Source organism: Acidovorax sp. 99, assembly GCF_003096455.1.
Classification (GTDB): domain Bacteria; phylum Pseudomonadota; class Gammaproteobacteria; order Burkholderiales; family Burkholderiaceae_C; genus Acidovorax; species Acidovorax delafieldii.
In genome coordinates this window covers 3,877,359-3,890,026 of the sequence record NZ_QEKU01000001.1, presented here as the reverse complement: position 1 = coordinate 3,890,026, position 12,668 = coordinate 3,877,359, and the positions used below count along the sequence as shown (strand labels likewise).

Here is a 12,668-nt window from a genome sequence, read left to right as displayed (position 1 = left end):
CCACAGAAAGCTGACCCATGACCGCTGCCGTGACTGTGCGCCCGGTTCAACCCGAAGACTACGCCGCCTGGCGACCGCTCTGGGATGGCTACAACGCGTTCTATGGCCGCTTTGGCGCCACCGCGCTGCCGGAGCACATCACGCAAGCCACCTGGCAGCGGTTTCATGACGCGGCAGAGCCCATGTTCTGCCTGGTGGCGCAGGACGATGCCAGCGGCGAACTCCTGGGCCTCACGCACTATCTGTTTCACCGCAGCATGACGCGCATCGAGCCCGTGTGCTACCTCAGCGACCTGTTCACCCGCGAAGCCGCGCGCGGCCGGGGCTTGGGACGGGCGCTGATCGAAGCGGTGTACGGCGCAGCGCGCGCCGCCCGATCTTCCCGCGTGTACTGGCAAACCCACGAGACCAACACCGCCGGGCGCCAGCTGTACGACAAGCTGGCCAAGCACCATGGCTTCATCGTGTACGCCCAAGAACTCTGACCGCCGCCCCAAGGACCTGCGATGACCCTGCCCGACCTGCACCGCGCCATTGCCGAACACACCGGCACCTTCCTCTGCGAGCGCATCAACAAGCCGCAAGAGACCAAAACGGTGAATTTTCAGCACCACATCCAGCCCCCCACTGCGCTGGATGCCCCCCTGCCCGGTGTGGGCCAGCTCGCCGCTTTCTACGCCACTTTCGGCGGCGTGCTGCTGTACCACGATGCCGACTCGGGCGACGCCGCCCGCTACATCGCCCCACCCGCTGAATGGCCCACGCTGCAAGAGGCGTTTGAGGGCTGGACGGAACACCTGAGCGACGAAGAACGCGAAGAGATCCTGCCCGACTGGATCGAGCACTGCCAAGTGATTGGCGAGACACCCCATTCGGGCAACTACATCCTGATGGCGACCGATGGCGAGTGCGCCGGCCAGGTGTTCGAGTTCGACCACGATGGTTTTGAGTTCACCCACGCGGCCGACGACCTGGTGGACTATGTGCAGCGCCTGCTCCGCCTCGACAGCCCCACGCTGGCCAACATCGCTTCGCACATGCGCTTCATCGACAAGAACACAGGGGCGCAGTGGTGGATTCTGGAAATGAATGACAACCAGGGCCACCGGGTGCGTACCGACGTGTGAGCTGCGGCAAGGCTGGGAGCACCAATTGCTATAAAAATAAGAGCTTTCAGCGTATATAAATTGGGCGCCAGAGGCCATTTTTACTAAAAATTCGCTCTCTCATCCGTGACACGAAGGGCGACGCCACGGCAGAAAAGGTGAAGTCACAACACCTTGCGCATTGGCTGTGCCTGTAGCCCCGCCCAGGTTTGCACTGCTCCATGCGGCACATAGCCATGGCGGCGATAAAAGGCCTCCGCAGTGCGTGTGCTCTCCAACCCCAAAGCTGCGAGCCCCACCTCGCGTGCATGGGCCTCGACGCGCTGCAGCAGGCCCCGCCCCACCCCTTGGTGCAAGGCCTCTGGCACCACATAGCAAAGCGCCAGCGTGGGCCGCGCCAGCAGCGCAAAGCCCACCATCGTGTCGCCTCGGTATGCCCCCCATGCTGCAGCGCCCGGCGCAGCCATCCACACGGCCAGGTTCTCGGGTGTCTTGTTGGCCAGCCAGGCTGTCAGGATGGCGGCGTCGTTGGCATGGTCGAGCACGCAGCACTGGGTGATGGACTGGCGGGTGACCGTGCAGGCGGCTTCTGCCACATCTGCCCCCACAGGCATGATGCAAAGGGTTTCGGCGGCAGCGTCGGCGGGCGTCATGCCGATGCGGCCCGCGACAGACCAACCAGCAACACCGCTAGCACGGCATAAAACGCGGATCCAGCGATGTACACCCCGGTCGCCGTCACCACGCGTTGACCATCGCGCCGAAACGACAACGCCCCGGCGGGAGCAAACATGCGGGCTTCCTGGTGGCGCACATGCTCAGTGCGCCAGCGGCCCAGGCTGAGCACACGTACCACCAATGCGCCAGTGAATATCAGCAGCACATCGACGGCTGACCACAGCACCGCAACCACAAGATCAGTCATTGGCATCCCCAGCGAATCGGCGACGTTGGATCATAGACGGCCCGCCTCAAGGGTGCGGGCGCAACCCCCGTGTCAGCGCGGGTCTTGGGCTGCGGGATGCTGCTGGCTCCATGCGCGGGCAGCCTCCCAGCCCGGCGGCACGCAGCCTTGCTCCATCACGCACAAACTGGCGCTGGCCAGCGCATGGCACAGCGCCTGCTGGCAGGCATCGGCCGCCAGCGTTTCGACAAACCGCACTAAGCTCGTACCACCCGCGGCCTGCGCCTGCCGCAGCAAATGCGCCAGCAGCCCTGCCAGAAAGCTGTCGCCCGCGCCCACGGTGTCCACCACTGGCAGCGACTGGGCCTCTTTGGCAAAACGCTGTGCGCCGTTACGGTGCAGCAGCCAGGCGCCTTCCGCACCCAGCGTGAGCGCCAGCAGATGGGCCTGTGGGTTGGCGGCCAGCAGGTGCTGTGCGCGGGCCAGGGCATCCACACCAGGCACAGCCAGATGCTCCAGGTCTTCGTCGCTGGCCTTGATGATGTGGGCATGGGCCAGCGCGGCGTGCACCGTGGTGCGGTAGGCCGCCAGGTCGGGCATGACGGAGGGGCGCAGATTGGCATCGACCACCACACAGCGGCCTGCGGCGCGCTGGGCGGCCAGCCACGGCAGGTAGATGGCAGTGTCACGCGCGTCGAGCGCCAGCGCGCCGGTGCACACCAACTGCAGCGCGGGCAGCACGGCGCAGCTATCGCCCAGACCTGCGGCAGACACGGCACGGTCTGCCACGCCTTCACGGTAGAAGGCGTAGTCAGGGTGGCCATGTGCGTCGAGGTTGACCACGGCCAGTGATGTGACCTGCAGCACGGGCTCGGGCTGTGCCAGCACCACGCCGTCAGCCACCAGTTGCGTCGCCAGTTCGCGCCCAAAACGGTCGCGCGACAGGGGGTTGAGGTACTGGGTGCCCACACCCTGTCGCGCCAGCGCGCGGCACAGGTTGTAGAGCGCGCCGCCCAGGCACGGCAGGTAGCTGCCATCGGGGCGGCGGATCAGGTCGATGAGGGCCTCGCCGGCAATGGCGGCGTGGATGGGCGCTGTGCCGTTGGAAATCGTGGATGCGGAAGTCATGGATGTTTGGGAGGAAGCAGACAGTGCGTCAGAACTGCGATTGCAGCGCGGGGTAGAGCGCGACAAAGCGGGCATAACGTTCGGCCAGCTGGGTTTGTTGTGCGGGCTGTGGCATGAAGGTGGCGTCAGCGGGCAGGGGCTCGCACCAATGGGCTTCGTCACCACCGCAGGCCATGGCGGCCAGGCGCGCGGCGCCTAGGGCTGCGGCAGCGTGTGCGCCCTGCGGGCGCTGCAGTGGGGTGCCCAGCGCGCTGGCCAGCAGCTGCGCCCAAGGGTTGCTGCGTGCGCCACCCCCGACGAGCGCCAGGGGCGCATCACTCCGACCTGTGTCACTACCCTTCCCCGGCCCTGCGGCACGCATGGCATTGAGGCCATCGAGCAGGCCAAAGCCCACGCCTTCCATCACCGCATAGGCCAGGTCGGCCGCTTCGTGCTCGGCCCGCAGGCCCATGAACACGCCGGAGGCAGCCGCGTTGTTGTGCGGTGTGCGCTCGCCACTCAGGTACGGCAAAAACAGCGGCGCCTGCGCCTGGCGGGTGGTGTTGAGGACGCTGACGGCGTCAGACAGTTGCGCCTCGTCGCCACGCCCCGTGAGCCGGGTGACCCAGCCAAACGCACTCGCTGCACTGAGCATGACCGACATGTGGTGCCAGCGCTGGGGCAGCGCATGGGCAAAGGCGTGCACGGCGCGCTCGGTGGCGGGCGCAAAAGCGTCCGTCACGCGAAAGACCACGCCCGAGGTGCCCAGCGACACAAAGCCCTGCCCCGCAGTACGGGCGCCCACGCCCACGGCACTGGCGGCGTTGTCGCCCGCGCCAGCGGCCACGACGATGCTGTCACCGAGCCCCCAGCGGCGCGCCACATCGCTGCGCAGCGTGCCGGTGGGCGCACTGCCTTCGGCCAGCGCGGGCATGTGCGATGTATCGAGCCCGCAGGCCTGCAGCATGGCCGGGCTCCAGGCGCGGGCCTGCACATCCAGCCACAGCGTGCCCGATGCGTCGGACATGTCGCTCACCGCATCGCCCGTGAGCTGCAGGCGCAGCCAGTCCTTGGGCAGCAGCACCGTGCGGATCTGGTCGAACGCGGCGGGCTCGCGCGTGCGCAGCCACAGCAGCTTGGGCGCGGTGAAGCCGGGCATGGCGAGATTGCCGGTGATCTGGCGCGAGGTGGGCACAGCCGATTCCAGCTGCGCACATTCGGCGCTCGCGCGGCCGTCGTTCCACAAGATGGCCGGGCGCAGCACCTGGCCCTGCGCGCCCAGTACCACCGCGCCATGCATGTGGCCCGAGAGGCCGATGCCCCGCACCTGCGCCCACGCTGCGGGAGCCTGCGCGCGCAACTGCGCCACGGCAGTCTCCACGGCGGCCCACCAGTCGGCGGGGTGCTGCTCGCTCCAGGTGGGCTGGGGGCGCAGCTGGGGCACGGCGGCATCTGCCGTAGCGACCACAGTGTGCGCATCGTCCAGCAGCAGGAGCTTGACACCCGAGGTGCCTAAATCGATTCCGAGGTACATGGGTGATGGACGGATGTCAGTGATTCACAGTGAAAGCCATGGCCCGGCCTTTGCGTTTGGCGGGCTGCGTGCAGGGGTCACGCAACAAGGGCCTCCCCCCTCTCGGGGTGCAGATCCGGCTGGGGATCAGGAAGTCTTTCCAAACCTTCCAGCGCCCTGCTTGCGGTACTCGCTGGGCGTCATGCCCTTGATGTCCAGAAAGCGGCGGTTGAAGTTGGCCATGTTGTTGAAGCCCACGTCATAAGCAATGTGCGTGATGTAGCGCTCGGTCTCCATCAGCAGCTGGCACGCGCGGTTCACGCGCACCAGGTTCACGAAGTCGGTGAAGGTATTGCCCGTGGCGCGGCGGAAGAAGCGCGAAAAGCGGCTCTCCGTCATGCCCAGCTCTTGCGCCAAGTCGGCTGCCGACAGCGGGTCGGCCAGGTGGTCGGTGATGCGGCTCACGATGGCGTTGATCTGGTCGAGCTGGGTGTCGTTGTCCTCGCTTTGCAGCTGCGTGCTCGACAGCAGGCGAAAGTCGGTGCAGCGCGCCAGGTCGCTCAGGAACTCACAGAAAGCGCCGAACCGGGCGAGCCCCTGGCGCGCCTTGATGCGGTGCCAATGCTCTTGCGCCTGCGCTTCCATGCCAAAGAACTCCACGCCGTGGCGCGCGCGCTCCAGCAGAGGCAGTACCTCGCGCAGCTCGGGGATGGTCTCGCTGCTGGCCACCAGCGGCGCGTGCGAGAACTGGATCACCAGGTCGCGCAGCGGCACGCCGCCTTCGGGCAGGTCCATGCTGATCCAGTTGTGCGGCAGGCGCGGCCCGGTCAGCACCAGGTGGCCGGGCTGGAACTGACCGATCCAGTCCCCCACAAAGACCTTGCCCGAGGTCGCGGTGATCAGGTGCAGCTCGTACTCGTCGTGGTAATGCCAGCGCGCCAGCGGCGTGGGAAACCCGTGCGACAGGCAACGGATGAAGCCCGCCGTCTCGGGCGACTCGTAGCCCAGAGCGGGCGAGCGCACATAGTCGTGCTCCAGCTCGGGCTTGGTCTGGCGCGGGGCGATGGGCGTCTTCACGGTCATGGCGATAGTGGACTCAAATTACACCAGCATCAGGCGCCTGTCCGCTCCGCCACAAAAGCCAGCACGCGGGCATAGGCTTTGCGCAGCGCGTCCAACAATTGGGGGTGGCCGGCCATCTCGCCCCACAGGGTCGTGTCGGCCGCATAGGCCGCCACGGGGTCAGCAGCATCGCAGATGGCATGGGCCACTGCAGGGTCCATGGCCTGGTCCTGGTAGGTGTAGGGGATCTGCCCCGCATGCCAGCGCTGCAGGTAGGCCAGGAACAGGGCTGGCAGCATGGCCACGCTGTCGAACGAATCGCTGCGCGCCAGTCGGTCGCGGATGGTGGGCGCAATCATGCCGGGGATCTTGGAGAACGCATCCATGGCCACGCGCTGGTTGGTGTCCGCAATGGCAGGGTTGCCGAAGCGGTCCAGCACCACGTCGCGGTACTGCTCCAGGTTGATGGGGCATGGCTGCTCTGGGGTGTGGAGCACCGGGATCGCGTCGTCGGTGACGTAGTCGTAGGCCATCTGGCGAATGGCCGCGTCGTGTGTGCCTTCGTGGATGTACTGGTAGCCCGCCAGCGTGCCCGCCCAGGCAATGCAGCTGTGGGTGGCGTTGAGCAGGCGGATCTTGGCCTCTTCGTGCGCCTGCACCGACCGCACCATCTCGACGCCGACCGTTTCCCACGCGGGGCGGCCTGCGATGAAGTCGTCTTCAATGACCCACTGGATAAAGCTTTCACCCATGAGTGCTGCCTTGTCATCCCAACCTGTTGCAGCCTTCACGCGCTCGGCCACATCGGGCGTGGGGCGCGGCGTGATGCGGTCCACCATGGCATTGGGGCTGGAGGTGTTCTGCTCCACCCATTCTTTCAGTGGCGCATCGCCCAGCGCCTCGATGAACTGCAACAGCCCGCCGCGCGAGCGGTCGCCGTTGTGGCGCAGGTTGTCGCAGTTCATCAGCGTCACGGCGCCTGCACCGGCTGCCCTGCGTGTGCGCAGGATGCTGACCAGGCCGCCGTAGATCGTGTGGCCTGCCTGCCCCGCCTTCACGGCCGCCAGGTCGGCCCGCAGGTCGGCAAACGTGGGCCAGTCCAGCTGGTTCTGGGCATCCAGGTAGTAGCCCGCCTCGGTCACCGTGAAGCTGATGATGCGCGTGGCAGGGTCGGCACCCATGGCAATCAGCGGGGCCAGGTCATCCTGGTAGGGGATCACCCGCTGGATCGACTCGATGACGGTGTAGTTGCGCTCGCCTTGGGGGGTGACGGTTTCGAGCGTGTAGCGCCCATCCTGCGCCTGCAGCGCCGCGATGGTGTCGGCCATGTCCGGGCGGAGGTTGCCGCCTGCGATGGCCCAGCCCGTGTCGCCCTGCTGGCGCAATGCGTGAACGTAAACGGCCTGGTGGGCGCGGTGGAACGAGCCCAGGCCCAGGTGCAGGATGAAATTCATGGTGCGTGACTGCGGGTTTCTAGAGATCAAAGTTCGTGGGCATCATCACGACGTCGCGGATGGTCATGCCGCGCGGGCGGGTGAGCATGAAGAGCACCACGTCGGCCACTTCGGAGGCCTCGATGAGGCTGCCGCTGGCCTTGGCCTCGGCGAGCTTTTCCGCGGGCCAGTCGGCCAGCAGCGAAGTGATGACAGGCCCGGGCGAAATGGAGCCCACGCGGATGCCGTGCTTGAAGACCTGGCGGCGCACGGTCTGTACGAAGCAGTTGACGGCCCACTTGGACGATGCGTAGACGGGCTCCCACGGCGTGGGGAAATGCGCGGCCAGCGAGCTGGTGACGATGATGTCGCCCGTGCCGCGCTCGATCATGTGGGGCAGCACGTTGTGCACGTTCTTCATCACCACGTTGACGTTCAGGTTGAGCATGCGGTCGATGGCGTCGGGGTCGGCATCCACCAGGTCGCCGCCCACATACAGCCCGGCGTTGGCGTGGAAGATGTCGAGCTGGCCCGCGAGCGCCAGCGTGCGCTGCAGCAGGCTGGCGCATTGCCTGACATCGAGCAGGTCCAGCACCAGCGGCAAGGCGCCGGGGCCAATGGCTGCACACGCCTTGGCCAGCGCGGCCTCGTCGCGATCGATGAGCACCACGCGCACGCCAGCGTGGGCCATGGCTTGGGCACTGGCAAAGCCGATGCCCGATGCGGCGCCGGTAACGGCCGCCACCTTGCCTTGAAGTTCTTGTCCGGGGTGCATGGGAGCAGTCATGGCGGTCACGCGGTCTGGCGGGCCACCACGCGGCCGTTCGGGTCGAACCAATGGGCTTGCGAGGCATCGATGTCCAGGCAAACCGCATCGCCCGCACGCAGGCTTGTGCGGTCGTTCTGGCGCGCCACAAACTGCGCGCCGCTGGGCGTGCTCACGTAGATCAGCGTCTCTGCGCCCAATGCTTCCACCAGGTCCACCTGGCCCGGCACCGGCGTCGCGCCGGTGTTGCGTACCGTGATGTTCTCGGGGCGCAGGCCGATGGCACCGCCCTCGGCCCCGGCGGGTGCCTGCTGTTGTACAGGCGATGGCAGCTGCGGCAGGGGCACCACATTCATCTGCGGCGTGCCGATGAACTGGGCCACGAACTGGTTGGCGGGTCGGTCGTACAGCTCCAGGGGCGTGCCCACCTGCTCGATGACGCCGTCGCGCAGCACCACCACGCGGTCGGCCAGTGTCATGGCCTCCACCTGATCGTGCGTGACGTAGATGGTGGTGGCGCCCAGGTCGCGGTGCAGCTTGGCGATCTCCACACGGGTCTGGCCGCGCAGCGCCGCGTCAAGGTTGGACAGTGGCTCGTCAAACAGGAACACCTTGGGCGCGCGCACGATGGCGCGGCCGATGGCCACGCGCTGGCGCTGCCCGCCCGACAGCTCCTTGGGCGTGCGCTGCAGGTACTGCGTGAGGTTGAGGATGCGCGCGGCGTTCTGCACCTTCTCGTCGATCACCTGCTTGTCCACCTTGGCGAGCTTGAGCGCAAAGCTCATGTTCTCGTACACACTCATGTGCGGGTACAGCGCATAGCTCTGGAACACCATGGCCAAGTCGCGCTTGCTCGAGGGCTGGTCGGTGATGTCGCGGCCGTCCAGCATCAGGGTGCCGCCGTCGATGTTTTCGAGCCCCGCGATCAGCCGCAGCAGCGTGGACTTGCCGCAGCCCGAGGGGCCGACGAAGACGATGAACTCGCCTTGCTGGATGGTGAGGTCGATGCCCTTGATGGCGCGGTGCTCACCAAAGAATTTCTCGATGCCGCGCAGTTGAAGGTAGGCCACTCTAGTGCTCCGAATAACAGGTTGGTTCCGATCCGCCAGCAGCGGTGGTTTGAACAGGGGCGCAAGGCGCGGTAGCCGCGGAACCGGCTTTGCCGGGCCGCTGGCTGCGCCCCCTGGAGGGGGAGGCGCCGGAGGCGCTTCGGGGGGGAGTCGTGTCCATTTACTTCACGGCGCCAAACGTCAGGCCCTGCACCAGCTGCTTTTGGCTGAACCAGCCAAAGACCACGATGGGCGCAATGGCCATCAGCGAGGCGGCGGACAACTTGGCCCAGAACAGCCCCTCGGGGCTGGAGTACGACGCGATCAGTGTGGCCAGCGTGCCGGCCTTGGCGGCGCTGAGGTTCAGGCTCCAGAAGGCCTCGTTCCATGACAGCACCAGGCACAAGAGGCCGGTGGACGCGAGGCCGCCCATGCCCAGCGGCAGCAGCACCAGGCGCACCTCCTGCCACAGCGTGGCGCCGTCCATGCGCGCGGCTTCCAGAATCTCGCGCGGGATGTCCTTGAAGTGCGAATACAGCATCCAGACCATGATGGGCAGGTTGGACAGCGCAAACACGATGATGAGCGCAAGCTGCGTATCGAGCAGGTGGCTCTTTTGCGCCAGCACATAAATGGGTACCAGCGCGCCCACGGCGGGCATCATCTTGGTCGAGAGCATCCACATGAGGATGTCCTTGGTGTACTTGCCCTTGAAGAAGGCCATGGCGTAGGCCGCAGGCGCAGCCAGCATCAACCCCACCAGGGTAGAGACCACGCTGGTGATGACCGAATTCTTGGCGTACAGCAAGTAGTCGCTGCGCTCCTGCACCTCGTGAAAGTTTTCGAGCGTGGGGACAAAGAACAGCTGCGGCGGCACGGCGATGGCCTGCAACTCGGTCTTGAACGCAGTGAGGAACAGCCAACCCAGCGGAAAGAACAGCAGCAGGGCCACGCCCCAGGCAGCAGCGGTGCGCAGGGCCAGCAGGCCCAGCGGGAAGTTGGAGCGGCGTCGTTTTGTCGTTGTCATGAGCGTTGCCCCGTCTTACTTGTCAAGGTTCTTGCCGACCATGCGGATCAGAAACACCGCCGCGATATTGGCCAGCAGCACTGCGAACAGCGCACCTGCCGAGGCCACGCCCGCGTCGAAGTTGAGCAGTGCCTGCTTGAAGATCAGGAAGGTGACGTTGGTGCTCGCATCGCCCGGCCCGCCACCCGTGGTGGTGTAGATCTCGGCAAAGATGCTGAGCAAAAAGATGAGTTCGATCATCACCACCACCGCCACCGAGCGCGCCAGGTGCGGCACATACAGGTAGCGCAGCTGCTGCAGGTAGTTGGCGCCGTCCATGCGCGATGCTTCGAGCTGCTCGTGGTTCATGCTCTGCAATGCGGTCATGAAGATCAGCGTGGCAAAGGGCAGCCATTGCCACGACACCATGACGATCACCGAGAACAACGGGTGGTCCGTGAGCCAGTCCACCGGGGCCGCGCCGAAGAACATCCACACCTGGGCGAGCACGCCGTAGATGGGATTCATCATCATGTTCTTCCACATCAGCGCGTTCACCGTGGGCATGACGAAAAACGGCGAAATCAACAGCACCCGCACGATGCCCCGGCCCGCAAACGGCTCGTTGATGAGCAGCGCAATCGCAACGCCGAACACCACCGTGATGAGAATGATGCTGCCCAGCAGCAGCAGCGTATTGACCACCGCCGTGCCAAACGACGGGTCGGTGACGAAATACTCAAAGTTCTCCAGCCCGGCAAAGCCCGTCTGGTCCGGCTGCATGAGGTTGTAGCGGATGAGCGAGAAGTAGATCGTCATCACCAGCGGCACGATCATCCACAGGAAGAGCGTGGCCATGGCTGGCGTGAGCAGCAGACGGGGTAGCAGGCGGCGGTTCATGGGAGCCTCAGAAAAAAGTCCAGCGGAAATAGGCGTTCAGTCGGCGTCGCGAGCGGGCCGAGGCGGGGGCGCTGTACCGCAGCCGTACTCCCGTACGGCGAGGAACACCGGCCCCGGATCGGCCCGCGCAGTAGCCGAATGAATGCCTATTTGTAGTAGCCGGCCTTCTTCATTTCACGGTCAGCCGACACCTGCGATGCCTTCAACGCCGCATCCACCGTCGTCTTGCCGGCCAGCGCCGCGCTCATCTGCTGACCCACGGCGATACCGATGGCCTGGAACTCCGGAATGGCCGCGAACTGCACGCCCACATACGGGCTCTTGGGCAAGGTCGAATCCGTGGGGTTGGCCGAGTCGATGGCGGTCTTCTCTGCGGCGGCAAAACGCGCGGCCTTCTGGAATTCTGGCGACGCGTAGGTGCTCTTGCGCGTGCCGGTGGGCACGTTGGCCCAGCCGTTGGTCTTGGCGACCAGCTGGATGTAGTCCTTGCTGGTGGACCAGGTGATGAACTTCTGCGCGGCTTCCACCTTCTTGGACCCTGCGGGGATCGCCAGATTCCACGACCACAACCAGTTGGCGCCCTTGGGCGTGTTCATGGTGGGCGCCTGGGCAAAGGCCATCTGGTCGGCCACCTTGGACTGCTTGGGGTCGGCCACGAACGACGCGGCGATGGTCGCATCCACCCACATGCCGCACTTGCCCGAGTTGGTCAGCGCCAAAATTTCGTTGAAGCTGTTGGCGGACGAGCCGGGAGGGCCATAGTTCTTGAGCAGGTCCACGTAGAAGGTGATCGCGTCCTTCCAGGGCTTGGATTCGAGCTGCGGCTTCCACTGCATGTCAAACCACTGGCCGCCGAAGGTGTTGACCAGCGTGGTCAAGAACGCCATGTTGTCACCCCAGCCTGGCTTTCCGCGCAGGCAGATGCCGTACACGCCGTTCTTGGGGTCGTGCATCTTGGCGGCCAGGTCCTTGATCTGCGGCCAGGTGGGACGCTCAGGCACCTGCACGCCGGCCTTGTCGGCCAGGTCCTTGCGGTACATCAGCATGGAGCTTTCGCCATAGAACGGCGCGGCAAACAGCTTGCCGTCCACCGTCAGACCATTGCGCACGGCGGGCAGCAGGTCATCCACGTCGTAGGCAGCATCGGTCTTCAGCTCCTGCAGCCAGCCCTTCTTGCCCCAGATGGGCGCTTCGTACATGCCAATCGTCATCACGTCGAACTGGCCGCCCTTGGTGGCGATGTCGGTGGTCACGCGTTGGCGCAGCACGCCCTCTTCCAACGTGACCCACTTGAGCTTGATGTCGGGGTTCGCCTGCTCGAAATTCTTGCTGAGCTTTTGCATCTCGATCATGTGGCCGTTGTTCACGGTGGCAATCACGAGTTCGGTCTGCGCATGCGCAGCGGCGCCGCACAGCGATGCCGCCAGGGCGGCAACGGCCAGAGCCAAGCGAGTGTGTAGAAGAGTGGAACGGGGCATCGGAACGTCTCCTGCGTAGTTGGTATGGATCTGCCATTCAACGCCAGTCGAATCTCGGCATTGATGGGCTGAACGATACCGATGCTCTGATGCTCAGTTGATACTTTGAAAAGCACTACACATACTAAATTTCGCCAGAATCTCAGGATTTATACCTAGTCGCATCAATTGGGTATGTGCATTGTGGGCCTGGGGTGCCCGCCCTGGCGCTGCGGGGCGCTGCACACATTTGACCCAAGGGCGCGTCCTGAGTGGGCCTACTGTTTCCCAAACTGGAACAGTCAGTTTGCGACTCAGTGGTTTTTCTCTAAACACCATCGGCGTACAGTTCATCCCATCGATGA

The 12,668-nt window shown here is 65.3% G+C and carries 13 protein-coding genes; 2 read left to right on the top strand and 11 right to left on the bottom strand.

The features are described from left to right. Positions 1-17: 17 nt before the first annotated feature. The gene (locus tag C8C95_RS18035; RefSeq protein ID WP_116749478.1) at positions 18-485 is read left to right on the top strand and encodes a GNAT family N-acetyltransferase; all 468 of its coding nucleotides are present in this window, start codon (positions 18-20) and stop codon (positions 483-485) included. Between the two features lie 21 nt (positions 486-506). Then, complete coding sequence (locus C8C95_RS18030) at positions 507-1,127, top strand: SMI1/KNR4 family protein (RefSeq protein WP_116749477.1); 621 nt, start codon at positions 507-509, stop codon at positions 1,125-1,127. Positions 1,128-1,270: 143 nt separating this feature from the next. On the opposite strand, the gene C8C95_RS18025 is transcribed toward C8C95_RS18030, so the two are convergent. From C8C95_RS18025 to C8C95_RS17975, 11 genes are all read right to left on the bottom strand, one after another. Beyond that, complete coding sequence (locus C8C95_RS18025; protein ID WP_116749476.1) at positions 1,271-1,759, bottom strand: GNAT family N-acetyltransferase; 489 nt, start codon at positions 1,757-1,759, stop codon at positions 1,271-1,273. Beyond that, positions 1,756-2,031, bottom strand: coding sequence for a hypothetical protein (locus C8C95_RS18020; protein WP_116749475.1), 276 nt, complete (start codon positions 2,029-2,031; stop codon positions 1,756-1,758). Before C8C95_RS18020 ends, C8C95_RS18025 begins: the two co-directional genes overlap by 4 nt. Positions 2,032-2,103: 72 nt before the next feature. After that, positions 2,104-3,138, bottom strand: coding sequence for a PfkB family carbohydrate kinase (locus C8C95_RS18015; RefSeq protein WP_116749474.1), 1,035 nt, complete (start codon positions 3,136-3,138; stop codon positions 2,104-2,106). Positions 3,139-3,166: 28 nt separating this feature from the next. Continuing rightward, complete coding sequence (xylB, locus tag C8C95_RS18010; RefSeq protein ID WP_116749473.1) at positions 3,167-4,651, bottom strand: xylulokinase; 1,485 nt, start codon at positions 4,649-4,651, stop codon at positions 3,167-3,169. 126 nt (positions 4,652-4,777) lie between these two features. Beyond that, positions 4,778-5,713, bottom strand: a complete 936-nt coding sequence (locus C8C95_RS18005; protein WP_069105340.1) for an AraC family transcriptional regulator — start codon at positions 5,711-5,713, stop codon at positions 4,778-4,780. 29 nt (positions 5,714-5,742) lie between these two features. Next, on the bottom strand, positions 5,743-7,146 hold the full coding sequence (gene dalD / locus C8C95_RS18000; protein ID WP_116749472.1) for a D-arabinitol 4-dehydrogenase: 1,404 nt from the start codon (positions 7,144-7,146) through the stop codon (positions 5,743-5,745). 19 nt (positions 7,147-7,165) lie between these two features. Beyond that, complete coding sequence (locus C8C95_RS17995; protein WP_207780618.1) at positions 7,166-7,912, bottom strand: SDR family oxidoreductase; 747 nt, start codon at positions 7,910-7,912, stop codon at positions 7,166-7,168. A 5-nt stretch (positions 7,913-7,917) separates the two neighbouring features. Further along, a complete protein-coding gene (locus C8C95_RS17990) occupies positions 7,918-8,961 on the bottom strand; it encodes an ABC transporter ATP-binding protein (protein WP_116749470.1) in 1,044 nt (347 codons plus the stop codon). Between the two features lie 160 nt (positions 8,962-9,121). Beyond that, positions 9,122-9,967, bottom strand: a complete 846-nt coding sequence (locus C8C95_RS17985) for a carbohydrate ABC transporter permease (RefSeq protein ID WP_056067136.1) — start codon at positions 9,965-9,967, stop codon at positions 9,122-9,124. A 15-nt stretch (positions 9,968-9,982) separates the two neighbouring features. Next, a complete protein-coding gene (locus tag C8C95_RS17980) occupies positions 9,983-10,846 on the bottom strand; it encodes a sugar ABC transporter permease (RefSeq protein ID WP_116749469.1) in 864 nt (287 codons plus the stop codon). A gap of 146 nt (positions 10,847-10,992) precedes the next feature. Continuing rightward, on the bottom strand, positions 10,993-12,324 hold the full coding sequence (locus C8C95_RS17975; RefSeq protein ID WP_116749468.1) for a sugar ABC transporter substrate-binding protein: 1,332 nt from the start codon (positions 12,322-12,324) through the stop codon (positions 10,993-10,995). Between the last annotated feature and the right edge of the window lie 344 nt (positions 12,325-12,668).

What these genes read in the sequence shown, in the direction of transcription:
- C8C95_RS18035 (WP_116749478.1), top strand. Translation starts at nt 18, where the DNA reads ATGACCGCTGCCGTGACTGTGCGCCCGGTTCAACCCGAAGACTACGCC.
- C8C95_RS18030 (WP_116749477.1), top strand. Translation starts at nt 507, where the DNA reads ATGACCCTGCCCGACCTGCACCGCGCCATTGCCGAACACACCGGCACC.
- C8C95_RS18025 (WP_116749476.1), bottom strand. Translation starts at nt 1,759, where the DNA reads ATGACGCCCGCCGACGCTGCCGCCGAAACCCTTTGCATCATGCCTGTG.
- C8C95_RS18020 (WP_116749475.1), bottom strand. Translation starts at nt 2,031, where the DNA reads ATGACTGATCTTGTGGTTGCGGTGCTGTGGTCAGCCGTCGATGTGCTG.
- C8C95_RS18015 (WP_116749474.1), bottom strand. Translation starts at nt 3,138, where the DNA reads ATGACTTCCGCATCCACGATTTCCAACGGCACAGCGCCCATCCACGCC.
- xylB (WP_116749473.1), bottom strand. Translation starts at nt 4,651, where the DNA reads ATGTACCTCGGAATCGATTTAGGCACCTCGGGTGTCAAGCTCCTGCTG.
- C8C95_RS18005 (WP_069105340.1), bottom strand. Translation starts at nt 5,713, where the DNA reads ATGACCGTGAAGACGCCCATCGCCCCGCGCCAGACCAAGCCCGAGCTG.
- dalD (WP_116749472.1), bottom strand. Translation starts at nt 7,146, where the DNA reads ATGAATTTCATCCTGCACCTGGGCCTGGGCTCGTTCCACCGCGCCCAC.
- C8C95_RS17995 (WP_207780618.1), bottom strand. Translation starts at nt 7,912, where the DNA reads ATGACTGCTCCCATGCACCCCGGACAAGAACTTCAAGGCAAGGTGGCG.
- C8C95_RS17985 (WP_056067136.1), bottom strand. Translation starts at nt 9,967, where the DNA reads ATGACAACGACAAAACGACGCCGCTCCAACTTCCCGCTGGGCCTGCTG.
- C8C95_RS17980 (WP_116749469.1), bottom strand. Translation starts at nt 10,846, where the DNA reads ATGAACCGCCGCCTGCTACCCCGTCTGCTGCTCACGCCAGCCATGGCC.
- C8C95_RS17975 (WP_116749468.1), bottom strand. Translation starts at nt 12,324, where the DNA reads ATGCCCCGTTCCACTCTTCTACACACTCGCTTGGCTCTGGCCGTTGCC.